This is a genomic window from Stenotrophomonas rhizophila, from assembly GCF_007667275.1.
Lineage (GTDB): Bacteria > Pseudomonadota > Gammaproteobacteria > Xanthomonadales > Xanthomonadaceae > Stenotrophomonas > Stenotrophomonas maltophilia_AE.
Window position 1 is genome coordinate 101,306 of the sequence record NZ_VDQT01000005.1, and the last position, 24,587, is coordinate 125,892.

The window sequence follows — 24,587 nt, forward strand, 5'->3', positions numbered from 1 at the left end:
TCGCCTACCCGTTACGTCCGCTTCCGCACATACCGGGCGCGCCCCTCCCAATGCACCACGCTGAGCGCGTTCACCTGCCCACGAGCATCCCGGTGGAACTCCACCTGCAGCCCATCGATATCCGGTGATACGAACCGGTTCGGGCTGAGCGGCAGCACCTGGCCGTCGCGCGTAGTGCCGGCCATGCCCACCCGCACCTCGCCGTTGGCGACCTTCACCTGCAGCGCCGGGATGTCGAAGAAGTCGGCCAAGGCGCGGCGCTGGTCCATGGCGATGCCGTCGTCGCGTTCGAACACGCCGGCGTAGTCCGCATAGCGGGCGTCGCTCAGGTCCAAGGCAACGGTACGCACCGGCGGGTTCACGCCGCGGCCGATGGCGTCGCTCAGCGCGTTGCGGATCTCCGCCGCCAGCGCGGCGCCGTTTTCGCCATTGGTGAGGATGACGAAGCCGTCGCCGGTTTCCAGATAGCCCTCGATCCAGGCGCGGTAGCTGTCGTTGGAGCCGCCGTGGTGGAAGATGCGGGCCTGCCCGGCGCCGTCCAGGCGCGGACCCAGGCCATGCCAGCTGGGCGACACCTCGGTCATCATGTCGGTGGCGATGGCGCGTGGCAGGAAGTTGCCCAGGCCCCGATAGCTGGCGGTGAGCGCGGCGACGAAGGCGGCGAGGTCGTTGGCGCTGGTCCACAGGCCGGAGGCGCCCTGTTCGGGGAACGACTGCCAGCCACGCGGAAGGGCGGTGAGGGCGCCGTCACCGTCATGGGCCTTGGCGATGTTGTCGGTGCCCGCCTGCGGGTCGCTGTAGTGGCTGCGCTGCATGCCGAGCGGGGCGAACACCTGCGCGCGGGCGATGGCGTCCAGCGGCTGGCCGGTCACGTCTTCCAGTACCTGCTGCTCCACCATCACGCCGCCGCCGGAGTAGTCGCCGCGCTCGCCGGGGGTGTGGAGCAGGCGCACCGGTTTGTTTTTTGCCGGGGCGATGCCGTCGAGCGTCTGCTCCAGGGTGGGCAGCGGTTCGCCGGGCAGGTAGTCGGCAAAGCCGTGCACGCCCAGTCCGCTGGTGTGCGACATCAGCATGCGCAGAGTGAGCTGAGGCGCGGGCACCTGCGGGGTGGCGGGCACCTTCCAGCTGCGCAGGTAGGTGGCGATGTCCTGGTCGAGCGCGAGCTTGCCGCCGGCCGCCAACCGCAGCGTGGTGGCTGCGGTGACCACCTTGCTCACCGATCCGACCGAGAACAGCGTGTCCGCATCGACGGCGCTGGCGGTGCCGGCCTCGCGGGTGCCGTAGCCGGCGCTGTGCACCAGCTTGCCGTCGCGCAGCACGGCGATGGCCACGCCGGGCACGTGGTGCTGGGCCATGCGCGCCTGCAGCGACCACTGGGGCAGTGCGGCGCCGGGTTGCAGCACGGTGGGGCGCAGGCCGTTGCCGAGGGCGCTGTCGATGGCGGCGTCATGGCGATCTGCGGCGAAGGCGGACGTGCCCAGCAGCAGCGCCAGGGCGGTGCACAGGACGCGGGGGAAGAAGGCGGGGCGTGTTCCATACGGACCTCTCGGCGTGGGCAGCGTGAAGCGGGGGCGTGCGGATGCACGCCGCTGGGAAAGCAGGGCGATGGGGCGTGGTGCGGGCAGCAGCGGGCCGTGGGTGGTCGGCGTCGGCCACCCGGTGTTGTTGCTGTTGGAAGATGTCTAGCGGCGGCCGGCGCGGGCGCCGCGTTGCACGAGGTAATCGCGCACGCGCGGGTTGCGGGCCTGGTTGAGCGGGGAGCGCCACTGGCCGGCGTCGGCCACTACGCCGAGGTTGACGTCGGCGCCGTGGTCGATGAGGAAGGCCACGGTGTCCACGTCGCCGGAGCGGGCGGCGTTGATCAGCGGGGTTTCGTCGTAGGGCACGATGCGGTTGACGTCGGCACCGGCGGCGACCAGCCGCTCCACCACCGGCAGGTGGCCGCGTCGCGCGGCGGCGATGAGCGGGTTGCCATCGCCGGTGGCGTGCAGGTCGGGCTGTGCGCCGAGGGCGAGCAGGGCGTCCACGGCGGTGAGCTGGCCGTTGCGGGCAGCCATGATGAGCGCGGTGCCGTCGCCGCGCACGCTGGTATCCACCGCGGTTCCAGCGTTCACCAGTTGCTGGAGTTCAGCGACATCGCCATCGGCGGCGGCAGCCAGCAGACGCTCGGCGTTCGGCGATGCGTCACGTGCGGGCTCGTCGTGTACGACGCGCTGGGGGGCAGTGCCGAGGCGTGGGGTGGCTGCAACGGTGACGCTGAGGTGCCCGCCAAGGGCGAGCACGCACAGGCCGCTCCACAGCAGGCGCGTGGTCCAGGCGGTGCGGGCGGTATCCAGGCGCAGCAGGTTGTCGATGCGCTGGGAGAGGCCGCTGCGGCTGCCCGACATCGCTACGGCAAGCGGGGTGTTGCCGCGCGCAGGGGTGCCCAGGCCGCTGATGCCGGTGAGCAGGGAGTCGGCGTAACCGCGCCCACTGCCGCCCTGCGCGGCGGCGCGGGTGTCGCAGGCGATCTCGCGGGCCAGGTCCAGGCGCTTGCCGAGCAGGCGCAGGAACGGGCTCCACCAGTACACGGCGAGCACGACGCGCTGTGCGGCGGCGATCCAGAGGTCGTTGCGGCGGATGTGGGCGGCTTCGTGCAGCAGCAGGTCGCGCAGGGCGGCGGGGGCGAGTGTGTCGGTGAGGTGCGTTGGGACGAGGATGCGGGGGGCGAACAGGCCGACGACCATGGGGCCGGTGGCAGCGTCGGAGCGCGCGACGGTGGTGGCGTAGGGGAGGTCGCGGCCGAGCAGGGCGTTGAGGTCCTGGGCGCGGCGGGAGGTGCGGTGCAGGGTGGAGGCTTGGGCGATGCCGCGCAGGAGTTGCAGCAGGGCGTAGGTGGTGCCTAGCAGCCAGAGCAGGGCCATGCCCTGCAGGAGGGTGGGTGGGTTGGTTGGGGTCGGTTGGTGGTGGATGTGCGTGGGCCGACCAACGGTCGGCGCTACCGGTGCTTCCACGCGTGGTGTGTGGGATGACGTGTGTGGTGTGGTGGGCCGCAGGACCAGTAGCGGGGAGGTGGCTGCCAAGGCGAATGCGGCGCAGAGCAGCCAGGAGCGGGCTTCGGCGCCCAGGCGGCTGCGGCTTACTACCAGCGTGGCAAGGGCGAACAGCAGGGCGCTGTGCCAGAGGTGCTGCAGGGCGAAGCTGGCGAGGGCCTGGGTCCAGTGCATGGTCATTTCGCTTTCCCCGGTTTGGCGGCGTCGTCCACGCGCTTCTTCAGCGCCTGCAGTTCGTCCGCGTCGATGTCGTGTTCCTCGATCAGGTGCTGGGCGAGCGCGCCGGGCGAGTCGCTGAAGAACGATTTGATCAGGTTTTCCAGCGCCTGCTTGCGCGCTTCAGCACGGCTGATGGCGGCGCTGTAGATGAAGGCGCGACCCTCGGCGCGGTGATGCACCAGGCCCTTCTTGTCGAGCACTTTGAACATGGTCAGCACGGTGGTGTAGGCCACCGGCTTCTTCTTCGACAACTCCTCGGCCACCTCACGCACGGAGGCTTCCTTCTTCTTCCACAGCACTTCCAGGATGCGGCGTTCGGAATCGGTCAACGTGGGCGACGGAGGGCGGGCCATGGGGCTTCTACTGGTTCTTTAGTTGATGGCTGCATCGTGCGCCCGCCGGGATCGGGGTGTCAACTATGTAATTAGTAATGGGACGGGCATGTCGGCTCTGGCCCGCATGTGGACAGGGGATGGCCATGGCGTGCAGGCGATGTCAGCGCATTTGCGTTTTTGTTCACGGGAGGGGTGCGGGTGCTTCTTTAAGGTCGAACCCTCACTCGCACCACGAAGGTTTTCCATGACTGCATCGCGCGTTCGTCTGCACATCGAAGATACCGGCGGCACCGGCCGTCCCGTTGTACTCATCCACGGTTGGCCGCTCTCCGCCGAGTCCTGGCGTGCGCAGGTGCCGGTACTGAAAGCCGCCGGTTACCGCGTGGTGGCGTACGACCGCCGCGGCTTCGGCCGTTCGGACAAGCCTGCCGATGGCTACGAGTACGACACCCTGGCCGACGACCTGGCCGGCGTGCTGGAGCAGCTGGACCTGCGCGACGTTACGCTGGTGGGCTTCTCGATGGGCGGTGGCGAGGTGGCGCGTTACATTGCCCGCCACGGCGAGCAGAGGCTGCGAAGCGTGGTGTTTGCAGCGGCGGTGCCGCCGTACATGCTCAAGACCGCGGATAACCCGGATGGTCCGCTCACCGAGGAAAAAGCCGAGCAGATGCGCATGGGTCTGGAGAATCATCGCGATGAGTTCTTTGAAGGTTTCACCAAGGACTTCTTCAGCGCTAAGGGTGAGTTGAAGGTCAGTGAGCGGCAGCGGGAGGAGGCGGTGGCGCTGTGCAAGCAGTCCGATCAGACTGCTGCGCTGGGCTGCATGAAGGCGTTTGGCACGACCGACTTCCGCGAGGACCTGAAGAAGGTGACGGTGCCTACGCTGGTGCTGCATGGTGACAGCGATGGCACGGTGCCGTATGAAGGTTCGGGCCGGCGCACGCACGAGGCGATCCCGGGCAGTGAGGTGGTGTTGATCCAGGATGCGCCGCATGGGTGCAATGCCAGCCATGCTGAGCAGTTCAATGCGGCGTTGGTTGCGTTCCTGGCGCGGTGAGGTAGGCCGGGTTGCAGAGCGTGGGACACGCGTGGCGTGTCGCTACGCGGAGGTGGGGCGCGTTCTGCGCGTTCCCGCCTTCTTCTTTTCAAGGGTGAGTTGAATGCGCAAGACCACTACGCCGCCTTGGAAGAAGCCCAATCCCAAGGGGAAGAAGGGGCAGCCGCTGTCACCGTCGCAGAAGGACGCGGCGCGTCAGCGGGCGGAGGAGAATGGCCGCGCCTATCCCAATCTTGTCGACAACATGTGGGCGAAGACGTTGCCGCGCGGGGAGTGAGGGCGGGAAAGCGCCGGATCGCCTTGTAGGGACACGCCATGCGTGTCCTGCTTTAGGCCGGCTTCGTTCAGCCACGCAGGGCGTGGCTCTACGCGACATCACACGCCCTGCGTGGCCGCACGCGACACCACGTATCGCCCGCAATGTGTGGCTGAAATCGACACCCCGTAGAGCCACGCCCTGCGTGGCTGAGCGCGACACCCCGTAGAGCCACGCCTTGCGTGGCTGAGCGCGACACCCGAAGAGCCACGCCTTGCGTGGCTGAGCGCGACACCCGAAGAGCCACGCCTTGCGTGGCTAAGCGCGACACCCCGTAGCCTCGCCATGCGGGGCGGAATCACTGACGCGTTGCTGCATCCTTTGCCGCGCTCAACGCCTGGTCCGCGCGCAGGAACACGGTGGTAGCAGGTTCCGCGGTCTGCGTGGATGCGGTGCCCAGCAGCAATGCCGCGCCGATGCTCTGGCTGACGTCGCGTGCAACCTGCTCGAACTTCGCCACGGTCTCGCTGGCATCGCCACTGCCCAGCATGGCGACAAACTCACCACTGCCGGTAACGCGATTGATGCTGTCACCCCGCTCGGGCTGCAGGCAGCGCTCAAGCACCTGGTCCAGCTGCTGCAGCTGGCGATCCAGCCCCCGCTCGCCAAGACGCTGTGCCAGCGCGGAGAGATCCTGCAGTTCCAGGATCACCACGGTGTACGTCCCACCGCCATCGGCCGCCGTGCTTGTCTCGCCAGCTCCGGCGTGGTCGATGATCGCGGCCACCTGCTGCTCACGTTCTCGGCTGCGGCTCTCCATCAGGGTCATGGTCAGACGCGCCAGTGCCTGCAACGCTTCGCGCTGGGTCGGGTTGAGTTCGCGCGGATTGACGTCCACCACGCACACGCTGCCCACGGCCGCGCCGCTTTCGGTCACCAGCGGCATGCCCGCGTAGAAGCGCGCGCCTAGGTCTTTCAATACCGGGTTGTCGGCAAAGCGAGCGTCCTGGTTGAGATCGCCTACTTCCATCAACTGGTCCGGTTGCCGGATCGCGTGGTCGCACACGGCGACGTTGCGTTCGGTCTGGATGCCGTCGAGGCCGGTGCGGGCCTTGAACCACTGGCGATCACGGTCGATCAGGGTCACCAGCGCCATCGGCGTGCCGCAGACGGCTGCAGCAACCTTGACGATATCGTCGTAAGCCGGCTCGGGCAGGCTGCCCACGATGTGCAGGGCGTCGAGCGCGCGCTGGCGCTCGGTCTCGTCGATGCGGGTGGAGCCTTGGATCATGCGGGTACCTTGAAAGCGTAGGGCATGGCCCAGCCTAGGACAGACGCAACCGGCACGGGTTAAGCCCGGGTAGAGGCAGGACTACGCGTTCACCCGCGCGTTCGGCTCCGCTGCCGCTCAGCGCTTGACCGCCAGCACGCCGTCCAGCGCCAGTTCGGCCTTGAAACCCGACTTCTCCAGGCGCTTGGCGACCTCACGCGGCACGTCGCGCCCGCTGGTGAGCTTGTTCGGCGCGCCGGTGTAATGGAACATGCGCCCGCCCTTGCGGATCACCCGCGCCAGCTGGTCGTAGAACACCTGCGAGTACAGCTCGCCGGCGATGCCGAAGCGCGGCGGGTCGTGCAGGATCGCGTCCACCGAGCTGCTTTCGAGTGTTTCAATCGCCTGGGAAACATCGCCGTGGGTCAGCGACAGCCGACCACCGCTGCTGGCCGCGTCCGGATCGGGCGACCACGGATTGAGGGTGCGCAGCCACAGCACGTCGGGGTTTTTTTCGAACGACTGGATGCGGCTGACCCCGGCTTCCAGGCAGCAGGCGGCGAAGTAGCCCAGACCGCCGCACGTATCCAGCACGGTCTTTCCAGCCGGCGCCACCAGCGCCACTTTGCGGCGCGCGTCCTCGTACGGCGACACCTGCGCGCTGGGCAGCATCTTGATGCCGTCGATCTCGAAGGTAGGTGCGTCCCACTCGGTGGGCACCAGTTTGATCAGCGCCGAACCGAAGCGCGATATCGCCAGGAACTCCTCGCCGTCCCAGTAGTACAGGGTGCGGTCCTTGGTCTTGCCAGGATAGGCGTAGCTTTCGCCCTTCCACTGCCAGCTGTCCGGGCCGAGCAGAGCGGTGCCGGTGGACCGTCCCAGATCGAGCGAGCCGCTCCATTCGGTGGCACCGGCATCGCGTGCGCGGACCAGGGCGTCAGCAAGGGGGCGGGTGAGCAGGGGACCGGTGTAATGGGGCACGGGAGCAGGACCGGCCACGCTGCAGGGCAGCCAGCCGCTTGAGCGGGAAGGGGTGGGCATCGTAACCGAGATGGCGGCATGGCGGGTTCAGCTGGGCGGCTCGGTGGCGTGGGGCAGTTTCGGGGGTGACGGCGGCTGTTCGGTGCTCCGGTGGCAGTGCCAGCCGCCGTAGGTGTCCGGACCGCTGAATATGGCGTCGTCTTCGGGCGGGTACATGTTCCGGTGCCAGCACAGCGTGGCGTGGTACATGCGGGTGAGCCGCGACTGGCGTGCGTACTGGTAGGTGAAGGAACCATCCGGGTTGGGTAGCAGCACCTGTTCCACCGCGGCAGTCCCGCCGCGGAAGTCGTCCCACAATGCGGTGCGGATGACAACCGGGGTGCCGTCCTCGCCGATGCCCGGGCGGTCATGGAAGCCGGGCGGGAAGCGGTTGGGCGCACTGGTGGCAAGCAGTAACAGCAACAGCAGGGTGGTCATGGCCAATCGCGTTTCAGCTCGGGCGGCCAGTCTGTCGGAGCCTATCCGGCCAACGCTGTGCGCTGGGTCGCATCTGGATGGCCCGGTTGAAAGGAGCATGCACAACTGTGCGGTGCGTCGCCCATGAGCGGGCCGATTGCGCCTGGTCTGGAATGCCCGCGTGCCTGCATGCGTGCAGCCGTCAGATGCATGCCATGCGGCTCGTCCTCAGTGAGCTTTTGCGCTGACCTGTTGTTGGGTGGGGCGCTGACGAGGAGGCAGGTGTTGCCCTGATCGTTGGCGGCTGCGCGGATTTGCACACTGCAGGGCATGGCTACTCACCACGACACCCGGCAAGCCGGCGGCGCGTTCTTCTTCAGCGCGCATCTGCGTGATCGCTCCAGCCGGTTGCTGGTGGAGCATGCGCAGGTGTTGGGCCTAGCGTTCCGCGTGGCGCAGCAGGCCTATCCCTTCCGGATCAATGCGATCGTGGTGCTGCCGAACCATCTGCATGGGGTGTGGACGCTGCCGACCGGCGACGAGGACGGTCATCGGCGTTGGCTGCGCATCCAGGCGGTGTTCGACCGCCAGTTGCCCGGCCAACCTCCGCGCGCGATGGTGCGCCGCGATCGCTGCGTTCGGCCGTTGTGGCATGACCACTTCCGCGAACATCGGCTGCGGGATGCCGAGGACGTGCAGCGGCATGTTGCCTACGTGCACGACCTGCCGGTCGAGCAGGGGCTGGTGCGTGATGCGTGCGAGTGGCCGTACAGCTCGATCCATCGACGCTGCAACAGGGGGAGTGGGCCATGCTGAGCGTCCAGCCGTCTTGCTCGCGCGGCGCGCGGTGCAGTACCAATGGGTTGGAAAGCGTCCATACGGGGGTATGGGCTGCTGGCTACCCGCTGGAGCGCGCCGGTGCCTGCGCGGCTGGGCGGTACAGGGGAAGGGGAGTGCGCCTGGCGGCGCACTGTGGGATGCAACGGACACGCCGGGGTTGGGGGCGGCGGGGAACCGCTCCGACGAGGCAACGCCGGCGTCAGCTGCATATCCGGGGCTCGCCGCTGCGGCGCGCCATGGGTGGAGCGCTCAGGGGCAGCTCACCTGGAACACGGGCCCGGCGCCGATGAGCACCAACGCCATGTAGTCGCTGTCCTTGTCTTTTCCCTTGAGCGTGGCACCGGGATTGAAGTGGAATATGCCGAAGCCGCCGGTAGGGCGTACCAGCGCCTTGTCGATCTGGTCGACGTCGTCCTTGAAGAACCGCGCGATGTCGGCGCGCGAGGAGACCTGCAGCGGGGTGGTGTCGCGTTGCCATTGGTCGTCGCGGTTGAAGGAGACGAAGTATTGGCCTTGCTGCTGTTCGATGCGGAACTCCGCCGGTTTGCGTGGATGGGTGGAGAAACAGCCCAGCATCGGGTCGGAGGAAAGCATGCCGGGACCGTTGTCGCCATCGCGGCAGGCAGACAGCAGGAACGGGACGGGCAGCAGAAGCATGACGTGGAACATGCGCATGACGGATCCCCCCAGGGACAGGTGTGGGAACAGCTTGCACCCGGTATTGCGCAGGGCGTGTGCACGCGCGGCGATGCTGTAGGGTTGGGGCCATCCACGGAGCCTTCCCATGCCACAGTCCAGCGTCACGCCGCACCCGACGTCTGACAGCGCAGCCAGCGCTGCTTCTCCCGCCGCTGCAACGCCTGTTGCACCTGCCGGCAACGTGCGGTGGCCGCTGTTGGGTGCGCTCAGCTGGCTGGTGGCGCCGGCGTTGGTGTCGGCTGCTTACGCGGCTGCACAGGCATCGCCTGAAGCAGCCCGGTTCCTGGTCGGGAATGCCGGGGTGGCGGTGGGCGTGTTGGCGTGTCTGATACTGGGATTGTTGTGCGCCATCGGTTCGCGGGTGCGGCGTGAGCGTTGGCCTTGGGTGGGGAGTGTCGGTGCTGTGATCAGTGCGTTGCCGTTGAAGCTTTACCTGTTGGGGATGCTGTTTCGGTTGTAGTGGGTGGGTGGGGCAGCCAGGCAGGGCCTGGCTCTATGGCGGGGTCGATTCAGCCATAGCGGGGCGCAGTGGGCGGTGCAGGCGTCCAAGCAGCCTTAGTGGCGGTGGCGGCGCCAGGCGTTCCAGACGTGGGTGCTGGCCAGCAGCAGGCTGCCGGCTACGGTCATGGGGGTTTCGGCGTCGTGGCTGGGCCAGCCGGCGGCGCCGGCCAGGAGCAGCAACAGGCCGGTCGCTGCGCTGAGCAGGGCCAGCGCAGGCAACGGGTGCTGGCGATTCGCCCGCCACAGCGCGAAGCCGGTGGTGGGGGCGGCGATGGCGACGAACAGGATGTGCACCCATTCCGCCTGCGCCCATACGCCCATCAACGGCAGGGCTGCTGCGAGCAGCGGCAGGGCGAGGCAGTGGAGCAGGCAGAGGGTGGATAGGGCGATGGCGCCGGCGTCGAGCAGGGCGGAGGTAGGTTTCATGGGCGCAGGGGGCTGGAGCGTGGGTGTTATATAGTAACATTTGCGCCGGCGTTGAAACTGGCGCCTTCATGACTGGCGCTATGAACCAAAGCCCTCGCACTAGAGCAGGCGCAGCTCCCATCCCTGCTCGGTAGCATCAAGGTGGTGCGTCAGCTGCACTGCATCCAGCAGCGCCTGGTCATGCGACACGATCACCACGCTGCCCCGGTACTGGTTGAGCATTTGTTCCAGCGCGGCGAGTGAGGCCAGGTCCAGGTGGTTGCCCGGTTCGTCGAGCAGCAGCAACTGCGGCGGGACCTCGGCGTAGAGCACTGCGGCGAGCGCGGCCTTGACCCGTTCGCCGCCGCTGAGGGTGGCCAGCGGGCGCAGGCTGCGCTCTGCATCTAGCCCGAGCAGGGCAAGCCGGGTACGCAGCGTGGCGTCGCTGGCCTGCGGGTTCGCGCGCTGCAGCAGCTGCAGCGCGGAGTCCTCGGCGGGCAATGACGACAGGCTCTGGTCGAGCAGGGCCACGCTTGCTGCGCGCTTGACCTCGCCTGCCAACGGCGCGAGCGCGCCGGCCAGGACGCGCAGCAGGGTGGACTTGCCACTGCCGTTGCGACCGCGCACGCCGATGCGATCGCCGCGTTGCAGGGTCAGGTCGATGCGCTGCCACGGCGGCAGCACCCAGGGCAGTGTCACCCCGGCGAGGGCGGCAACCTGCTGCGGGCCGGGCGCGGCCAGGCTGGGGCCTGGCATCGCGATCTGTACCGCAACATCGACGCTGGCCGCCGCTTCCCGTACCCGGGTGTCGGCTGCCTCGCGGCGCTCCAGTTGCTGCGCCTGCAGCCGGCCGGCGCTGTTCTCGGCGCGGTTCTTCATGCCGCCGAGCAGGATCGGTGCCTGGTTTGCGCTGCGTGCGTCGCGCTGGGCGCGCGACTGGCGATGCTCCTGGCGTTCGCGCTGCTCGCGCAGTGCGGCCTGCTCCTGCCGCCGCTCGCGCCTGCGCAGGGCCAGCTGGGCTTCGGCGGCTGCCTGTTCGTCCTGCCGCTGCGCGGCATAGTGGTCGTAGTTGCCGCCGTAACTGCGCAGGCCGCTGGGGCTGAGTTCGACGATGCGCTGCATCTGCCGCAGCAGGGCGCGGTCGTGGCTGATCACGATGAGGCCGCCGCGCCACTGCGCCAAGGCGTCGATCAGGCGCTGGCGATGGGTGCTGTCGAGGTGGTTGCTGGGCTCGTCCAGCACCAGTGCGTCGGCGTCGGACAGCAGGGCGCCGGCCAACGCCACCTGCATGGCCTGGCCGCCGCTTAGCCGGGCCGCCGGTGCGGCCGGGTCGAGGGGGGGAAGCCCCAGTCGCTGCCATTGCGCCTGCAGCTGCTCGCGCAGGGTCCAGCGCTCGCCCACCAGGGCGAAATCGTCCGGCGCCACGCTGCCGGCTTCAATGCGGTCCAGCGCATCCAGCACGGGGGCAACGCCGGCCAGGTCGGCGATGCGGCCGGGAAGCGTGCCACTGTGCTGGGCCAGCAGGTGCACGCTGCCCTGCCGCTGGATGTGGCCGCGGGTGGGCGCGAGCTGGCCGGCCAGCAGCCGGCCGAGCAGGCTTTTGCCCACGCCATTGCGCCCGACCAGACCCGTGGGGGTACCGTCGAAGTGGGCGGAAAGATCGGAGAAAAGCACCCGGCCATCGGGCAGGGTGTGGGTCACGCGGTCGAGCGTGAGAGCGAATGCGGTCATGCGACCTCCAGCAATGCCAAGGACTCCCCCTGCGGACAGGGCGGGAAGGAGACTGGCCGTCAGACGACGGCGGCATTACTGGCGCATGCAGGCACACCTCATTACGGGGACGGCTGGATGCCGCGCGCTGATGATAGCGCAGTCCTACTCCGCGATGCCGCTGGGTTTCTGCATGTCTTCCGGGGCCTTGCCGTACTGCTTGCGGCGCTCCTCGTGGAAGGCGATGAACTCGGCGGCGGGCAGGGGGCGCGAGAACAGCCAGCCCTGGCCGAATTCCACCTGGCGCGACTGCAGGTAGGCCAGCTGCGCGGAGGTTTCGATGCCCTCGGCGACAGTGAACAGGCCGAGGGTGCGGGCCATGTCGATGATGTGCGAGGTGACCGGGCTGGTGGCGCTGTGGGTGCCGATGGAATCGATGAACGACTTGTCGATCTTGAGCGCATCCAGCGGCAGCTGCTGCAGGTACTGCAGGCTGGAGTAGCCCACGCCGAAGTCGTCGATGGCCACGCAGTGCCCGGCGCGACGCGCGGCGGCCAGCGAGGTGCGCGCGCCCTGGATGTCGAGGATGCCGCGCTCGGTGGCTTCAAGCCAGATCTGCTGGGGGTGGATGCCGGTGCCGACCAGCTTGCCGGACAGCACCTTCAACGCGCGCCCGCTGCTGACGTCGCCCGCCGACAGGTTGATGGCGATGTGCGCGCTGCGGTCGTGGATGAGCAGCTCGCGCATGTCGCTGAGCACCAGGTCCATGACGTGATCGGTGAGCGCTTCGATCAGGCCGGTTTCTTCGGCGACCGGTATGAACAGGTCCGGCCGGACCTGGGTGCCGTCGGCGCGCGACCAGCGCACCAGGGCTTCGGCGCCCACGCAGATGCCGGTGTCCAGTTCGATGATGGGCTGGTAGTGCATGCGGAATTCGCGCCGACGCACGGCGATGGCCAGTTCGTTGCGCAGCGACAGGCGCCGCCGCGACAGCCAGATGCCTGCGGCAATGGCCAGCACCGCGCCCACCGCACCCAGTGGCAACAGCTGCCAGAACTGCTGCTGGAAGGCGGTGGCCAGGCCCACGCGCGGCGCGGTGGCCACGGCCAGCCATTCCTGGTCATGTGCGGTGGCGTACAGGGTGCGCGGGGTATGCCCGCTTTCCGGTTCGCGCAGCAGGCGGTGCAACAGCTCGGGGTCGGGCATCGGCTGCTGTGCGATCAGCCGGCCGTCCGGCGTGGCCACGGCCAGGCGCACGTTCGGGTCGGCGATGACGTCGACGAAGCGTTCCGGGTCGATCAGGATGTCGTGGCGGCCCAGCTGCACCGACACCAGCGTGCCGGTGAGGTCGCCCGCGCCGGGGCTCACGCCCAGGGTGATGGCGGCGCCGTCGGCGGTGATGTGGTCCGGGGTGGGTTCGGGCACCAGTGCGTCGACCTGGCCCCAGGACGAACACTGCAGCCGGCCTTCGGCGAAGTAGCCGACCTGTTCGGCCGAGGTGGTGGCCAGGGCAAGGCTGCGCATCAGCCGGAGATGTTCTGGCGAGCAGGGCGGCAGGCCGGACTGGTTGAGCTTGCGCAGGGCCAGCAGGCCGCCTTCGTAGGCGCGGTGGGCGCGCTGCAGCGTGCGTTCGGCGGTGCCCTGCAGGCGATCCGCTTCAGCCACCTGGGCGCGGCTCCAGCTCACGTACAGCAGCGCGGCCATGGGCAGGATGGCCCCAAGCACGGCGGCGAGCGCGATGGCGGCGATGATGCTGACGCGCTTCAAGCGGACCTCTCTGCCGGTGGGGCGTGGGAATGAGCGCTATATGACCATCTGAGCCGACGCTTGGGAACAGGGCTTCCCGCACATTCCTGTCGGGTTTTCCCCAGTGTCGGCATCGGGCCGCCGAGGCAAGGTGAAGCCGACAGGTCCGGCGCCGGGTTCACCTGCGGTTCGCGCGCCCGGCAGGATGATCGCGCCACCATGAAGCCCCTGCTGCCCGCCGTGCTGGCCCTGCTGCCGCTGTTGATGCCCGGTACGGCCGCGGCGCGCACGGTGTATCGCTGCGTGCAGGGCAATACGGTGAGCCTGGCCACGGCGCCCGAGCCGGGGTCGAAATGCAAAGCGCAGCAGATCGACGACAGCGCGGTGCAGACCCCCAACCTGTGGGGAAACATGGGGGTGTTCAGCGGCACCCTCTACGAGCGCGAGCAGGACGGGCAGCTGGTGTACTCCACGCGCAACCTGCCCGGGTCGCGGGTGTTCCTGAAGTTCACCGTGTCCACTCCGCCCGGCGAACCGGCGCACGAAGGGCTGGGCAAGGTCGGCGCCCCACAGCTCAACCGCCACGCGAAACAGTTCAAGGCCGCTGCGCGGGCCACCGGCGTGGACGATGCCTGGCTGCGCGCGATCGCGCATGCCGAAAGCAACTTCGATGCCGGTGCGGTGTCGCCCAAGGGCGCGCAGGGGGTGATGCAGCTGATGCCCGACACCGCCACCGAACTGGGCGTCGCCGATCCGTTGTCGGCCGAACAGTCGATCAACGGCGGCGCCCGCTACATGAAGGCGCTGCTGGTCCGCTACAAGGGCGACCGCACCCTGGCGGCGGCCGCCTACAACGCGGGCATTGGCGCGGTGACCCGGTACAAAGGCGTGCCGCCGTATGCGGAGACACTGACCTACGTGGAGAAGGTGAGCGCGCTGTACGTGCGCTACCGCGAAGCGATGGGGTTCAAGGCCGAGACGCCGGCGCGCTAGCGCGCCGGCAGGCTCAGTAGGAGAACAGCGGCCAGGTCGCGACGCGGCCCACCCGTTCCACCGCCGTCCGCACGTCGGCCCGCTGTTCCATCTGTTTCCAGCGCGCATGGAAGTCCCGCTCGCCTTCCAGCACCGGTCCGGTGCGCATGTCCTGCAGTTCCAGCAGCACCTGGCCGCGCTCCATCGGGTCGGCCAGCTGCGCGATGAGTGCCTGCGCCGCTTCGTCCATGCGGTTGTCCGCGATCAGGGCGTCGCGGTAGTGGCCGGGCGTGCGGGTCCGGTTTTCATCCAGCACCTTCCACGCACGCTGCGCGGCATCGTCATCGCGCAGCTGCCGCGCGACCATCAGCGACACCAGGGCATGGGTGCTGGCGCCATGCACGCTCATGTCGCCGTCCACGCCGCCCAGCACCTCGCGCGCCATCATCGGCTGGTGCAAGGCCATGTACATCGCGGCCAGGTTCAGACGCTGGCTGACCGCAGGGCCGCCGGCCACGCGCACGGCGATCCGCTGGTTGGCCACGGCGCGGTCGTTTTCCCCCTGGCGGCGCAGGGCGCGGCTGCGGGTGTCCAGCATCCAGGCCGCGGCGCCGGCTTCCGCGCCGGGCGATTCGGTCGCGGCATCGGCCACCGCGGCAAGCCGGTCGGTCATGCCGACCACGTCGCCGAGCTCGCCGGCAATCATCAGTGCAGTGGCGAGCTCCACGGCGGTGTCGTTGAGGCCAGGCCGGAGCATGGTCTCCACGCGCAGCCGGTCGATCTGCCGGCGCGCCGCCGCCACCGGGTCGAATCGGGTGTCGTCCTGGCGCAGGTAGCGGTCGAAGCGCTTGTCGCTGCGCAGCCGCACCAGCGCGATGGGCGCATCGATGCGCTCCAGCGTGGCCGCTACCCTGTCGCCATGACCCTGCTCGACCTGCAGCGTGGCCAGGACCGCCCACAGTTCCACCGGTTCAACGCCGTCGTTCTTCCAGTCGCTGTCGAACAGCGCCTCCAGCAGGGCGAGGCGCTTTTCCGGCAGGTCCTTGAGTTCACCGTCCAGCTGCCAGACCATCTCGTTGCTGATGTCCGGCGAGGCCTTGCTGTCGCCGGCACCGCGGATGACGCTGTCGGCGGCGGCCGCGGGCTGACCGTCGAACAGCTGGAACCAGGCCAGGCGCAGGTGCGCGTAGGCGTTGTGCGGATTGATCGACAGCGCCTGCTGCAGGCGCCGGGTGGTCAGCGCGAAGTCCTTCTGTTCTGCCGCCACCATCGCCGCGGCCGCCCAGACATCGCTGCGGGCATCGATGCCCAGCGTGGCCAGGCGCGGGTCGGCCAGCAGCCGCTCGAACATGATCGAGGCGCCGAGACTGTCGCCGCGCTGGGCCTGCTGCACCGCTTCGCCGACCTCTGCCTGGAACGCACGTTCGGGCCCGGACACAGCGGCGGTAGCGTCCACGCTCGCTGCGGCGGTGGTCGCCAGGGGCGCGGCGCACAGTGACAACAACAGGGCGAGCGCGCTGGCGGTGCGGCAGGTCATGCGGTGCTTCCTTGCGTGGCTTGGATCCCGATTGAAACCGGAACGCGGCATCCAGACAAGCCACGCACGCGGGACGCAGGGTTTGCAGGCACGCGACAAGCGGCTAAGGTCATGACCCGAACGGCGGCAGGCAAGGAACGCGATGAGGCGTGCACGATGGACGATGGCGCTGCTGGTGGCCGTGGCGGTGGCTGCGGCATTGGCCTGGACCTTCCTGCGCACACCGGTGCCGCCGCCACCACCGCCGGGCCCCGCGCCGACCGCGCTGGGCTGGACCCCGGACATCTCCCTGCTGGCCGGTGACGGCGTCGGCGGCCTGCGCGATGGCGCGGGCGCACAGGCGCGGTTCGCCGACCCGTATGGGCTGGCGCGGGACGCGCAGGGCGTGCTGTACGTAGCCGATGGCGGCGACAACAACCGCATCCGCCGGGTATATCCGGACGGGCGGGTCGACACCCTGGCCGGGCAGGGCGAGGGCTGGCGCGATGGACCGGCGCTGCAGGCGCAGTTCAATACGCCGTCGTCGATCGCGCTGGATGCGGCCGGCAACGTCTTCGTGGCCGACACCGGCAACCATGTGATCCGCCGGATCGGCACCGATGGCAACGTAAGCACCATCGCGGGCGATGGCACCGCCGGCTACGCCGATGGCCCGGCGGCGCAGGCGCGATTCGATGGGCCGATGGGCGTGGCGGTGGATGACGGCGGCCGCGTGTTCGTGGCCGACACCTGGAACGACCGGATCCGGGTGATCGAGCCGGATGGCCAGGTGCGGACGCTGGCCGGCGGCGACGCACCGGGCAACGTGGACGGCGCCGGCGTGGGTGCACGGCTGGACACGCCGGTGGCGATCGCACTGGATTCGCACGGCAACCTGCTGATCGCCGACATGCTCAATGGCGCGATCCGTCGCTTGGCGCCGAACGGTACGGTGGATACGCTGCTGGGCCGGGACAGCCTGCTCAACGGGCCGATGGCGCTGGCGATTACCCATGATGACGTGGTGTACGCGAGTGATTTCGACGGCAAGGTGGTGCAGCTGTCCGCACTGGGCCATGCGCTGGTGCTGAGCGGCGCGGCGTCGCAGCCGCGCTTCTCGCGACCGGCGGGGTTGGCACTGGATGCGGAAGGTGGGTTGTATCTGTCGGACGCCGCGTCGTACCGGGTGCACCGGTTGCGCGCGCTGGCCGCCGGTGCCACGCCGGTACCGGCGCTGATCGGTCCGGCCGCGGATGCGCCACTGCCCGACACCGGCGGGCGCTGGCCGCTGGCACCGCAACTGGGCTGGCATGAGGTGGTGGGCACGCTGGGCGAGGTGCGCGGCAACTTCAGCGGCGAGAGCCGGCACCACCTGCACGATGGCTTCGACATCCGCGGCGATGTGGGCCAGACCGTGCTGGCGATGGCCGACGCCAAGGTCAGCAGCCCGTACTCGAGCTGGGCGGTTGGTGGGCAGGGCGAAGGCCTGTCGCTGGACCGGCTGCGCTACATCCACATGAAGGTGGGCCGCGATGCGCGCGACCGCGCGTTCGACGCGCGCTGGCCGCAGCTGCGCGACCTGGACGGAAAACTGGAACGGGTGCGGGTGCGCCGGGGGACGCGCTTCAAGGCCGGCGAGCCGCTGGGCAGCATCAATCGCATGGCCCACGTGCACCTGAGCGTGGGTGCCAGCGGTTTCCAGCGCAACGCGGTGTCACTGGGCTTCGTGGACTACGCCGATACGTTCGCACCGCGCATTGCCGAGGTGGCGTTGCTGGATGACCTGGACCAGCCGATCAAGGCCGGGCCGGATGGCCGCGTGCCGGTGCCGCGCGAGGGTCCCGGCGTGCAGATCGTGGTGGAGGCCTGGGACCAGGTGGACCGCAACCTGCCGCGCCGCCGGCTGGGTGCCTACCAGGTGGGCTACCAGGTCCTGGATGCGGCCGGCACGCCGCTGGCCGGGTACGAACAGCCGCGCTTCAACATCGTCTTCAACCGCATGCCGCGCGAGAACAGCGCCACGGTGGTGGCGTATGCGCCGGACAGTGGCATCACCGTGCATGGCAGCGCGGTCACGCGCTTCCGCTACCTGGTGACCAATACCGTGCGTGACGGCCTGGTTGAAACCGGCCGCTGGCGGCCCGACGCGTTGCCCGCGGGCGATTACATCATTCGTGCCAGCGCCCGCGACTACAGCGGAAACGAAGCGGTAGGCGCACGCGAGCTGAAGGTGTCGCTGCGGTAATGCCTCAAGCGCCCACGCGCACCCGCTCGGCATCCATGTCGGCCACCGGCCGCACTTCGATGCTGCCGAACCGCGACCACGGGAACTGCTCGGCGATGCGCATCGCTTCCTCATGGTCGCGCGCGTTGATCAGGTTGAAGCCGGCCAGCAGTTCGCGGGTTTCGGCAAACGGACCATCGGTAACCCGCGCCTGCGAAGCACGGGTGCGCAGCGTGCGCGCCTGGTCGGTCGGCTCCAGCCGCTGCGCCAGTACCAGGGTGCCTTGGGCTTCCAGTGTGTCGGCATGCTGGATGCAGCCGCGCATGATGCGGTCGTACTCCTCGGCCGGCACGTCCTGGAGCAGGGTGGGGTCGATGTAGATCAGCAGCAGGAATTGCATGGCCGGGGCCCACGGTGCGGGGGAGCGGACATGATGCCCCAGCCTGCGCGACAAGCCTGTTGCAGTGCAGCGCCACCCGCCCGTTCAGGGCTGGGGGCGACGCCCGTTGGCGGGATCGAAATATTTTTTGGCGGGCGTGTCGATTTCCGGTCCACTGGGGCGTCGTAACCAGTGAAGGGCCCGCCAACCGGGCCGGCAACGAGGACAACGCGATGAAAGTCATGGTGATCGTGAAGGCGACCGAGGCCACCGAGGCCGGGGTACTGCCCAGCGAGGAACTGTTGAGAGCGATGGGCGCCTTCAACGAAGAACTGGTCAAGGCCGGGATCATGCTGGCCGGCGATGGCCTGCGCCCCAGCCGCCACGGCCGCCGCGTGGCGTACACCGGTGACGCGCCGCAGGTGATCGACGGGCCGTTCGCGGAAACCCGCGAGCTGGTGGCCGGGTTCTGGCTGTGGCAGGTGCGCTCGGTGGACGAAGCCACCGAATGGCTCAAGCGTGCCCCGTTCCTGCCCGGCGACGTGGTGGAGATCCGCCCGTTCTACACCGAAGCCGATTTCGGTGAAGCCTTCACTCCCGAATTACGCGAGCAGGAACAGCGTCTGCGCGAGCGTATCGGTCAGGCCGATTGACCCACCCAACGCCATTTGGAGATTCCCATGAAACTGATCCCGTTCCTCGGCTTCAACGGCCAGACCCACGACGCCATGGCGTTCTACGCGCAGGTACTCGGTGGCAAGGTCACCTCGGAAATGAAGTACAGCGACATGCCGCAGGACGACACGATGGAAGGCTGCGGCGATGCCCCCCGCCCGGTCGATCCGAACCTGGTCGCGCACAGCCAGCTTGAAGTGGGCAGCGCGATCCTGATGGCCGCCGATGGCCCGCCCTCGGAGGGCCAGGGCACCACCACCATCAACATCGAGGTGGAGTCGGTCGAAGAAGCCGAGCGCGTGTTCGCGGCGCTGTCCGAAGGCGGCACGATCACCGTCCCGATCGGCGAAACCTTCTGGGCCAAGCGCTGGGGCATGCTGCAGGACCGCTACGGCAAGCCGTGGATGGTCAACTGCATGAAGCCCTACTGATCACAGGAAACCCATCATGTCCGACATGCCCCAGATGATCTTCGTCAACCTGCCGGTTCGCGACCTCGAAAAGAGCAAGGCGTTCTTCACCGCGCTGGGCTTCGCGCCCAATGCCACCTACACCGATGACAAGGCCGCCTCCTTCAACATCAGCGATACCATCATGCTGATGCTGCTGCTGGAAGACTTCTTCGCCACCTTCATCAACCGTCCGATCGGGGATGCGCGCAAGCAGGCGCAGGTGATCCTGGCGCTTTCCTCGCCCAGTCGCGCCGCGGTGGATGAGACCCTGGAAAAGGTGCTGGCGGCGGGCGGCAAGGAACCGACCGAGGCGCGCGACTATGGCTTCATGTACCAGCGCAGCTTCGAGGACCCGGACGGCCACCTGTGGGAAGTGGCGCACATGGATGGCGAACCCGGCTGACGCCGGCTACCGCGCCGCAGCTTGTGCGGCGCGGAGGGGGATGCTCTGATTCGCGGCATGGATGCTGGCCTGACACAACGACTGGATACCCTCTGGCGCATGGAGTCGCCGGTCCTGATCGCACGCCTGGCGCGGATGCTGGGCGGCGATATCGGGCGTGCCGAAGAACTGGCCCAGGACACCTGGCTGGCCGCGCTGGAGCGATGGCCCGCGCAGGGCGTCCCGGACAATCCGGGAGCGTGGTTGATGACCACCGCACGCAATCGCGCCATCGACGTACTGCGCCAGCACCAGCGCGTGGCCGGGCAGCACGCGCAGTGGGGCAGCGAACTGGAACCGCAGCCGCTGCCATTGCCCGACGACAGCGACGCGCTGCAGGACGATATCGGCGATGACCTGCTGCGGCTGATGTTCGTGGCCTGCCACCCGGTGCTGTCGGCCGATGCGCGGGTGGCGCTGACCCTGCGCCTGCTGGGCGGGCTGACCACCGAGGAGATTGCCCGCGCCTTCCTGCAGCCGGAACCGACCATCGCCCAGCGCATCGTGCGCGCCAAGCGCACCCTGGCGGCCAGGCAGGTGCCGTTCGAAGTGCCGCGCCAGGCGGCGCTGCCCGAGCGGCTGGGGTCGGTGCTGGCGGTGGTGTACCTGATCTTCAACGAAGGCTATGCGGCCAGCAGTGGCGATGACTGGATGCGCCCGGCCCTGTGCGAGGAAGCGCTGCGGCTGGGCCGCGTGCTGCAGCAGCGCCTGCCGGCCTGGCCGCAGGTGCACGGCCTGCTGGCGTTGATGGAACTGCAGGCCTCGCGCGCCGCGGCCCGGGTGGATGCGCGTGGCAACCCGATCCTGCTGCCGGAGCAGGATCGCACGCGCTGGGACCACCTGCAGGTGGCGCGCGGACAGGCCGCGCTGCAGCAGGCGCTGGCGCTGGGCGGGGCCGATGATGGCTATGTGCTGCAGGCGGCGATTGCCGACTGCCATGCGCGGGCACGCCGCAGCGAAGACACCGACTGGGCGCGCATGGCCGCGTTGTATGCGCGGCTTGCGCAGGTGCAGCCCTCGCCGGTGGTGGAACTCAACCGCGCGGTGGCGGTGTCGCGTGCGCAGGGGGCGGCGGCCGCATGGCCGCTGGTGCAGGCCCTGGCGGACGATCCGCGCCTGCAGGACTATGCGCCGCTGGCCGCCGTGCAGGGCGACCTGTTGTCGCAGTTGGGCCGGATGGGCGAAGCGTCGGATGCGTTCGCGCGCGCTGCACGGCTTACCCCCAACGCCCGGGAGCGCGCGCTGTTGCAGGCGCGGGCGGACGCGGCGACACCGGACTGACACACTTCCGCGCTTGCTCGAAACCTGAACAGGGTCTATCGTGCGCACTCTCAAAAGTGACCGGGCACCTGCCAGGTCCAGCCGATAAGGGAAGCGGGACAATGTTTTCAGGGAAGATGCGTACGCGCGCGCGTAGCGCGTGGCTGCTGCTGTGCGGGTGGGTAGTGGTCGGCACCATGGCCGGCAGCGCACAGGCCGCCGACAAGTCGCAGCAGGCCTACTGGGCCGGATTCGCCTACACCGCCGAACAGAGCAAGGTCGACGCCAGCACCCCGCGTGCGGCCGCCGTGCTGCAGGCGCGCGGCCTGGCCCCGCTCAACCAGGCGCTGTGGGCGCGGCTGCAGGCGCAGCGTCCGGCACATCTGGAACTGATCGACCAGCCGCTGGCGATGCTCGACGGCACCACCAGTGCCACGGTGCTGGCGACCGCGCTGGACCGCGAGCTGGTTTCGATCGAACCGATTGGCGGGCAGTACAAGGTGCTGGTGGAAGTGGCGCTGCAGGCACTGTTCTTCGACTTCCGCGAACGCCAGGTGGTGGCGTCCTATCCGATCACCCTGCAGCGCATCGACGTGATGGAGTTCCTGCCGGACGAGGACGACATCGATGCGATCGTGGCCGACCTGCTGTACGGCAGGGCCGCCACCGGCCTGCCGCAGGTGCTGGCCGACACCCTGGCCAAGGCGCAGCTGCCGGCGGCGTCGACGCGCCGCCTGCAGGTGGGCGAGGTGACCCTGTCCGACGCGGTGCTGGCCAAGCTGCCCGACGCGGTGGATGCGGGCATGCTGCGCGCCACGCTGGCGCATGAGCTTTCCAAGACGCTGTCGTCCAACACCGGCATCGGCCTGCTGCCGCCGGCCAGCGGCCAGGCGATCGGAGGCGCGATGGCCGCACGCTTTGCCGACGGCAAGGTGTACCAGCTGAAGATTCCCGAGCCGGACTACGTGGTGAAGCTGCGCCTGGATGCGCTGAAGAACGGCGTGATCAACGAAACCCCGGCGATGAAGACGATGCTGTTCGGCGCGTTCTTCCAGGCCACGGTGGTGGAGCCGTTCTCGGGCAAGGTGTTCTTCGACCAGCCGCTGCGCAAGGGCGCCACCAAGGTGGTGCCGGCCACGCAGTGGCACGTGGACCAGTGGTCGGCCAGTTACGAAACCGTGCTGGCCGGCTTTGACGCCTTCGCCGGCGCCGCCGCCAGGCGCGCCGATTCGAAGGCGTGGCTGGACGAACAGAAGCCCGGCGGCAAGCCGCTGCAGCAACAGACCCAAGCCCTCCAGGAGTTGATCACCTCATGCCGTTGATTCGAGCCGTACTGCTGATTCTCATTGCCCTGATGGTGGCCGCGCCGGTGTCGGCGCAGACCGCCAGCTCCCGTGGTACCGGTTCGGCCAGCTATGGCCTGCGCCTGAGTGCCGACATCCGCGCCGAAGCCCTGAACAAGGCCAAGGTCAATGCACTGGAGGCGTACATCGCCGAATCCGGTGCGGCCAAGCTGCGCCTGTTCGAAGACCGCCGCGCCGAGTTCATCGGCGAGATCGACCGCTACGTGCTGTCGGCGGTGCCGCTGTCGGACACCGAAGACAAGAAGGCCAAGACCTATACGGTCAGCGTACGCGCCGAGATCAACACCACCCTGCTGCAGACCAAGCTGGATGCCGGTTCGGCCACCGCCGGTGCGCGCGGCAACGAGCGTTCGCTGCTGACCTTCCTGTTCATGGCGCGCTCGCAGGACACCGTGCAGTCGTTCCAGGACAAGGAATACCGCCGCGTCGACGCCAGCCAGAGCTATGACGAGAAGACCCGCGAAGGCGACAGCTTCCGTGGCAATTCGGTGAGCACCAGCGGCAGCATCAACCAGAACGCGTCGGTGTCGGTCACCTCCGGTGGCAGCACCACCCAGCGCAGTGACAACGTCAGCTGGAAGGTGGCCAACGCCAACGAGATCAACACCGCCATGACCGGTGCGTTCAGCGCGGCCGGCTATGAAGTGGTGGAAGCGGAGTACGTGGAAGGCGAAAGCCGCGGCCTGCTGAGCATCGAGCGCATCCGCAAGGACTTCAGCACCGGCAACGACCTGTCGCCGGCCACCCTGCGCGACACCGCCAACGGCATCAAGGCCGCCAACATTCCGTACCTGGCAGTGGGCACGCTGGACGTGGGCATGCGCGATCGCGACCCGGTCAGCGGCAACACCCGCGTGTTCGTCACCGTCACCGGCAAGGTGCTGGACGTGAGCGGCCGTTTCCCGAAGACGGTGTCGTCGGTGGGCCCGGTGCAGTTCTCCGGTACCGGCCCGAACGAGACCGTGGCCCGCACCAACGCGCTGCAGATCGCCTCTGAAAAGGGTGCGCAGCAGATGATCAACGAACTCAACGTCAAGGCTGTTCGTTAAGGCGTACCGACCAACGGTCGGTACCCACGGTTCGCACCAACATTTTCCAACAAGGATTTACACCATGATCCGCAAGACCCTGATCGCACTGGCCATCGCCACCACTTTCGCCGCTCCGGCGCACGCGCAGTTCGGCAAGCTGAAGGACCTGGCCGGCGGTGGCAACAGCACCGCCGCCGCGTCGGCCGGCGCCCCGGACGAAGCCGCGCAGGAAGCGCTGGTGCGTCGTTTCGTGGCCTCGCAGTCGCATTCGCTGGACGCGCAGACTTCCTTCGCCAAGGCCTTCGGCCTGGCCGAGCAGGTGCAGCTGCTGGAAGCCGAGCGCCAGGCGCTGTCGTCCGGTTCGGTCAACGTGGACCAGATGAAGAAGTCGGTGTCGGTCAGCGAAGCCGCCCAGGCCGCGATCGATGAGCGCGTGGCGGCACAGCCGGAGCTGAGCGCCGAGTCCAAGCAGCACTACACCACCGGCCTGGTCGCCCTGGTCGCGTCGGCTGCCGAAGGCCAGAAGCTGAGCGGTGAAGCCAGCAACTTCGCCAACGGCATGAAGAGCCTGAGCGGCACCCAGCTGGTCACCGTGGGCCGCAAGCTGGCCGCCGGTGCGTGGGTGGCCAAGGAATCGCCGGGCTACCTGAAGGGCCTGTACTCCTCGTCGAAGGCCGCGCTGACCTTCGCCCGCGCCGCCAAGATCAAGGTGCCGGGCAACGCCGAGTCGATGCTCGACAGCCTGTAAGAGAAAGGAACGCCACG

The 24,587-nt window shown here is 68.7% G+C and carries 25 protein-coding genes; 13 read left to right on the forward strand and 12 right to left on the reverse strand.

The window, feature by feature from the left end; all coding sequences use genetic code 11:
* Positions 1-11 precede the first annotated feature (11 nt).
* From FSZ13_RS15690 to FSZ13_RS15700, 3 genes are all read right to left on the reverse strand, one after another.
* Complete coding sequence (locus FSZ13_RS15690) at positions 12-1,355, reverse strand: serine hydrolase domain-containing protein (protein ID WP_145481336.1); 1,344 nt, start codon at positions 1,353-1,355, stop codon at positions 12-14.
* Positions 1,356-1,682: 327 nt separating this feature from the next.
* The gene (locus FSZ13_RS15695; protein ID WP_145481338.1) at positions 1,683-3,212 is read right to left on the reverse strand and encodes a M56 family metallopeptidase; all 1,530 of its coding nucleotides are present in this window, start codon (positions 3,210-3,212) and stop codon (positions 1,683-1,685) included.
* Complete coding sequence (locus FSZ13_RS15700; protein ID WP_145481340.1) at positions 3,209-3,604, reverse strand: BlaI/MecI/CopY family transcriptional regulator; 396 nt, start codon at positions 3,602-3,604, stop codon at positions 3,209-3,211. The genes FSZ13_RS15695 and FSZ13_RS15700 overlap by 4 nt, the downstream gene beginning before the upstream one ends.
* 226 nt (positions 3,605-3,830) lie before the next feature.
* On the opposite strand from FSZ13_RS15700, the gene FSZ13_RS15705 reads away from it, so the two are divergent.
* Together FSZ13_RS15705 and FSZ13_RS18515 are read left to right on the forward strand one after the other, a co-directional pair.
* The gene (locus FSZ13_RS15705; RefSeq protein ID WP_145481626.1) at positions 3,831-4,643 is read left to right on the forward strand and encodes an alpha/beta fold hydrolase; all 813 of its coding nucleotides are present in this window, start codon (positions 3,831-3,833) and stop codon (positions 4,641-4,643) included.
* Positions 4,644-4,746: 103 nt separating this feature from the next.
* Positions 4,747-4,920, forward strand: a complete 174-nt coding sequence (locus FSZ13_RS18515) for a hypothetical protein (RefSeq protein WP_186308965.1) — start codon at positions 4,747-4,749, stop codon at positions 4,918-4,920.
* Positions 4,921-5,257: 337 nt separating this feature from the next.
* Here FSZ13_RS18515 and FSZ13_RS15710 read toward each other — a convergent pair whose 3' ends face one another.
* From FSZ13_RS15710 to FSZ13_RS15720, 3 genes are all read right to left on the reverse strand, one after another.
* Positions 5,258-6,190: a GAF domain-containing protein gene (locus FSZ13_RS15710; RefSeq protein ID WP_145481342.1), complete on the reverse strand. Its 933-nt coding sequence runs from the start codon at positions 6,188-6,190 to the stop codon at positions 5,258-5,260.
* Between the two features lie 117 nt (positions 6,191-6,307).
* A complete protein-coding gene (locus FSZ13_RS15715; protein ID WP_186308966.1) occupies positions 6,308-7,210 on the reverse strand; it encodes a class I SAM-dependent methyltransferase in 903 nt (300 codons plus the stop codon).
* A 27-nt stretch (positions 7,211-7,237) separates the two neighbouring features.
* Positions 7,238-7,627, reverse strand: a complete 390-nt coding sequence (locus FSZ13_RS15720) for a hypothetical protein (RefSeq protein WP_145481345.1) — start codon at positions 7,625-7,627, stop codon at positions 7,238-7,240.
* Positions 7,628-7,936: 309 nt separating this feature from the next.
* On the opposite strand from FSZ13_RS15720, the gene FSZ13_RS15725 reads away from it, so the two are divergent.
* Positions 7,937-8,422, forward strand: a complete 486-nt coding sequence (locus tag FSZ13_RS15725; RefSeq protein WP_145481347.1) for an REP-associated tyrosine transposase — start codon at positions 7,937-7,939, stop codon at positions 8,420-8,422.
* 273 nt (positions 8,423-8,695) lie between these two features.
* Here FSZ13_RS15725 and FSZ13_RS15730 read toward each other — a convergent pair whose 3' ends face one another.
* The gene (locus FSZ13_RS15730) at positions 8,696-9,103 is read right to left on the reverse strand and encodes a hypothetical protein (protein WP_429000013.1); all 408 of its coding nucleotides are present in this window, start codon (positions 9,101-9,103) and stop codon (positions 8,696-8,698) included.
* Positions 9,104-9,230: 127 nt separating this feature from the next.
* On the opposite strand from FSZ13_RS15730, the gene FSZ13_RS15735 reads away from it, so the two are divergent.
* Complete coding sequence (locus FSZ13_RS15735) at positions 9,231-9,605, forward strand: hypothetical protein (protein ID WP_145481351.1); 375 nt, start codon at positions 9,231-9,233, stop codon at positions 9,603-9,605.
* A gap of 95 nt (positions 9,606-9,700) precedes the next feature.
* Here FSZ13_RS15735 and FSZ13_RS15740 read toward each other — a convergent pair whose 3' ends face one another.
* From FSZ13_RS15740 to FSZ13_RS15750, 3 genes are all read right to left on the reverse strand, one after another.
* Complete coding sequence (locus FSZ13_RS15740) at positions 9,701-10,072, reverse strand: MerC domain-containing protein (protein ID WP_145481353.1); 372 nt, start codon at positions 10,070-10,072, stop codon at positions 9,701-9,703.
* A gap of 99 nt (positions 10,073-10,171) precedes the next feature.
* Complete coding sequence (locus tag FSZ13_RS15745) at positions 10,172-11,782, reverse strand: ABC-F family ATP-binding cassette domain-containing protein (RefSeq protein WP_145481355.1); 1,611 nt, start codon at positions 11,780-11,782, stop codon at positions 10,172-10,174.
* Positions 11,783-11,926: 144 nt separating this feature from the next.
* Positions 11,927-13,528 carry an EAL domain-containing protein gene (locus tag FSZ13_RS15750; RefSeq protein ID WP_260844216.1) on the reverse strand — a complete coding sequence of 534 codons (1,602 nt, stop codon included), beginning with the start codon at positions 13,526-13,528 and terminating at the stop codon, positions 11,927-11,929.
* Between the two features lie 198 nt (positions 13,529-13,726).
* Between FSZ13_RS15750 and FSZ13_RS15755 the strand changes: the two genes are divergently transcribed.
* Positions 13,727-14,500 (forward strand): lytic transglycosylase domain-containing protein, encoded by a 774-nt coding sequence (locus tag FSZ13_RS15755; RefSeq protein WP_145481357.1) that lies wholly within the window; start codon positions 13,727-13,729, stop codon positions 14,498-14,500.
* Positions 14,501-14,513: 13 nt separating this feature from the next.
* On the opposite strand, the gene FSZ13_RS15760 is transcribed toward FSZ13_RS15755, so the two are convergent.
* Positions 14,514-16,016, reverse strand: a complete 1,503-nt coding sequence (locus FSZ13_RS15760) for a tetratricopeptide repeat protein (protein WP_145481358.1) — start codon at positions 16,014-16,016, stop codon at positions 14,514-14,516.
* A gap of 142 nt (positions 16,017-16,158) precedes the next feature.
* Between FSZ13_RS15760 and FSZ13_RS15765 the strand changes: the two genes are divergently transcribed.
* A complete protein-coding gene (locus FSZ13_RS15765; protein WP_260844217.1) occupies positions 16,159-18,240 on the forward strand; it encodes an NHL repeat-containing protein in 2,082 nt (693 codons plus the stop codon).
* Positions 18,241-18,244: 4 nt separating this feature from the next.
* On the opposite strand, the gene FSZ13_RS15770 is transcribed toward FSZ13_RS15765, so the two are convergent.
* Entirely contained in the window at positions 18,245-18,619 is a 375-nt protein-coding gene (locus FSZ13_RS15770; RefSeq protein ID WP_145481359.1) for a YciI family protein, read from the reverse strand.
* A gap of 212 nt (positions 18,620-18,831) precedes the next feature.
* On the opposite strand from FSZ13_RS15770, the gene FSZ13_RS15775 reads away from it, so the two are divergent.
* The 7 genes from FSZ13_RS15775 to FSZ13_RS15805 all read left to right on the forward strand — a co-directional run bounded on the left by FSZ13_RS15775 (position 18,832) and on the right by FSZ13_RS15805 (position 24,570).
* The gene (locus FSZ13_RS15775) at positions 18,832-19,251 is read left to right on the forward strand and encodes a YciI family protein (protein WP_145481361.1); all 420 of its coding nucleotides are present in this window, start codon (positions 18,832-18,834) and stop codon (positions 19,249-19,251) included.
* A gap of 27 nt (positions 19,252-19,278) precedes the next feature.
* Positions 19,279-19,704, forward strand: a complete 426-nt coding sequence (locus tag FSZ13_RS15780; protein WP_145481363.1) for a VOC family protein — start codon at positions 19,279-19,281, stop codon at positions 19,702-19,704.
* 25 nt (positions 19,705-19,729) lie between these two features.
* A complete protein-coding gene (locus tag FSZ13_RS15785) occupies positions 19,730-20,128 on the forward strand; it encodes a VOC family protein (protein ID WP_429000026.1) in 399 nt (132 codons plus the stop codon).
* 57 nt (positions 20,129-20,185) lie between these two features.
* Complete coding sequence (locus FSZ13_RS15790) at positions 20,186-21,448, forward strand: RNA polymerase sigma factor (protein ID WP_145481367.1); 1,263 nt, start codon at positions 20,186-20,188, stop codon at positions 21,446-21,448.
* Between the two features lie 116 nt (positions 21,449-21,564).
* Positions 21,565-22,749 carry a hypothetical protein gene (locus tag FSZ13_RS15795; RefSeq protein WP_260844218.1) on the forward strand — a complete coding sequence of 395 codons (1,185 nt, stop codon included), beginning with the start codon at positions 21,565-21,567 and terminating at the stop codon, positions 22,747-22,749.
* Positions 22,740-23,840 carry a hypothetical protein gene (locus FSZ13_RS15800; protein WP_145481369.1) on the forward strand — a complete coding sequence of 367 codons (1,101 nt, stop codon included), beginning with the start codon at positions 22,740-22,742 and terminating at the stop codon, positions 23,838-23,840. Before FSZ13_RS15795 ends, FSZ13_RS15800 begins: the two co-directional genes overlap by 10 nt.
* Before the next feature lie 64 nt (positions 23,841-23,904).
* Positions 23,905-24,570: a hypothetical protein gene (locus FSZ13_RS15805; RefSeq protein ID WP_145481371.1), complete on the forward strand. Its 666-nt coding sequence runs from the start codon at positions 23,905-23,907 to the stop codon at positions 24,568-24,570.
* Positions 24,571-24,587: the final 17 nt, after the last annotated feature.

Excerpts from the sequence above, each read along its gene's own strand:
- FSZ13_RS15690 (WP_145481336.1), bottom strand. The coding sequence starts at position 1,355 with ATGGCCCAGCACCACGTGCCCGGCGTGGCCATCGCCGTGCTGCGCGAC.
- FSZ13_RS15695 (WP_145481338.1), bottom strand. The coding sequence starts at position 3,212 with ATGACCATGCACTGGACCCAGGCCCTCGCCAGCTTCGCCCTGCAGCAC.
- FSZ13_RS15700 (WP_145481340.1), bottom strand. The coding sequence starts at position 3,604 with ATGGCCCGCCCTCCGTCGCCCACGTTGACCGATTCCGAACGCCGCATC.
- FSZ13_RS15705 (WP_145481626.1), top strand. The coding sequence starts at position 3,831 with ATGACTGCATCGCGCGTTCGTCTGCACATCGAAGATACCGGCGGCACC.
- FSZ13_RS18515 (WP_186308965.1), top strand. The coding sequence starts at position 4,747 with ATGCGCAAGACCACTACGCCGCCTTGGAAGAAGCCCAATCCCAAGGGG.
- FSZ13_RS15710 (WP_145481342.1), bottom strand. The coding sequence starts at position 6,190 with ATGATCCAAGGCTCCACCCGCATCGACGAGACCGAGCGCCAGCGCGCG.
- FSZ13_RS15715 (WP_186308966.1), bottom strand. The coding sequence starts at position 7,210 with ATGCCCACCCCTTCCCGCTCAAGCGGCTGGCTGCCCTGCAGCGTGGCC.
- FSZ13_RS15720 (WP_145481345.1), bottom strand. The coding sequence starts at position 7,627 with ATGACCACCCTGCTGTTGCTGTTACTGCTTGCCACCAGTGCGCCCAAC.
- FSZ13_RS15725 (WP_145481347.1), top strand. The coding sequence starts at position 7,937 with ATGGCTACTCACCACGACACCCGGCAAGCCGGCGGCGCGTTCTTCTTC.
- FSZ13_RS15730 (WP_429000013.1), bottom strand. The coding sequence starts at position 9,103 with ATGCTTCTGCTGCCCGTCCCGTTCCTGCTGTCTGCCTGCCGCGATGGC.
- FSZ13_RS15735 (WP_145481351.1), top strand. The coding sequence starts at position 9,231 with ATGCCACAGTCCAGCGTCACGCCGCACCCGACGTCTGACAGCGCAGCC.
- FSZ13_RS15740 (WP_145481353.1), bottom strand. The coding sequence starts at position 10,072 with ATGAAACCTACCTCCGCCCTGCTCGACGCCGGCGCCATCGCCCTATCC.
- FSZ13_RS15745 (WP_145481355.1), bottom strand. The coding sequence starts at position 11,782 with ATGACCGCATTCGCTCTCACGCTCGACCGCGTGACCCACACCCTGCCC.
- FSZ13_RS15755 (WP_145481357.1), top strand. The coding sequence starts at position 13,727 with ATGAAGCCCCTGCTGCCCGCCGTGCTGGCCCTGCTGCCGCTGTTGATG.
- FSZ13_RS15760 (WP_145481358.1), bottom strand. The coding sequence starts at position 16,016 with ATGACCTGCCGCACCGCCAGCGCGCTCGCCCTGTTGTTGTCACTGTGC.
- FSZ13_RS15765 (WP_260844217.1), top strand. The coding sequence starts at position 16,159 with ATGAGGCGTGCACGATGGACGATGGCGCTGCTGGTGGCCGTGGCGGTG.
- FSZ13_RS15770 (WP_145481359.1), bottom strand. The coding sequence starts at position 18,619 with ATGCAATTCCTGCTGCTGATCTACATCGACCCCACCCTGCTCCAGGAC.
- FSZ13_RS15775 (WP_145481361.1), top strand. The coding sequence starts at position 18,832 with ATGAAAGTCATGGTGATCGTGAAGGCGACCGAGGCCACCGAGGCCGGG.
- FSZ13_RS15780 (WP_145481363.1), top strand. The coding sequence starts at position 19,279 with ATGAAACTGATCCCGTTCCTCGGCTTCAACGGCCAGACCCACGACGCC.
- FSZ13_RS15785 (WP_429000026.1), top strand. The coding sequence starts at position 19,730 with ATGCCCCAGATGATCTTCGTCAACCTGCCGGTTCGCGACCTCGAAAAG.
- FSZ13_RS15790 (WP_145481367.1), top strand. The coding sequence starts at position 20,186 with ATGGATGCTGGCCTGACACAACGACTGGATACCCTCTGGCGCATGGAG.
- FSZ13_RS15795 (WP_260844218.1), top strand. The coding sequence starts at position 21,565 with ATGCGTACGCGCGCGCGTAGCGCGTGGCTGCTGCTGTGCGGGTGGGTA.
- FSZ13_RS15800 (WP_145481369.1), top strand. The coding sequence starts at position 22,740 with ATGCCGTTGATTCGAGCCGTACTGCTGATTCTCATTGCCCTGATGGTG.
- FSZ13_RS15805 (WP_145481371.1), top strand. The coding sequence starts at position 23,905 with ATGATCCGCAAGACCCTGATCGCACTGGCCATCGCCACCACTTTCGCC.